Source organism: Citrobacter sp. TBCS-14, from assembly GCF_005280805.1.
In the GTDB taxonomy this organism is placed as follows: domain Bacteria; phylum Pseudomonadota; class Gammaproteobacteria; order Enterobacterales; family Enterobacteriaceae; genus Citrobacter; species Citrobacter gillenii.
Window position 1 is genome coordinate 1 of record NZ_SZWM01000027.1, and the last position, 252, is coordinate 252.

The window sequence follows — 252 nt, forward strand, 5'->3', positions numbered from 1 at the left end:
GAGGAGGCACGTAAACGAGGCTACGACCTGCCTGAGCCGTTTGGCGTGAATATTAACTACATGAATATCAGGCAAAACATTAATGTAGACAGCATCAATTTCAACGGTCTTTCCCTGCGCGGTCACTCGTTGGATAACGCGTTTAAAATCAACGTCGGCAACACCCGGGAGAGAAGTAAAACCGAAACCTTAAAACTGGATGCCTGGCTGCTGCCCTTTATGAACGTCTATGGTCTGATTGGCTATACCGAC

1 pseudogene is annotated in these 252 nt (G+C 47.6%); it reads left to right on the plus strand.

The window, feature by feature from the left end:
- A pseudogene (locus tag FDX22_RS00110) lies at positions 1 to 252 on the plus strand (hypothetical protein); the annotation flags it as partial.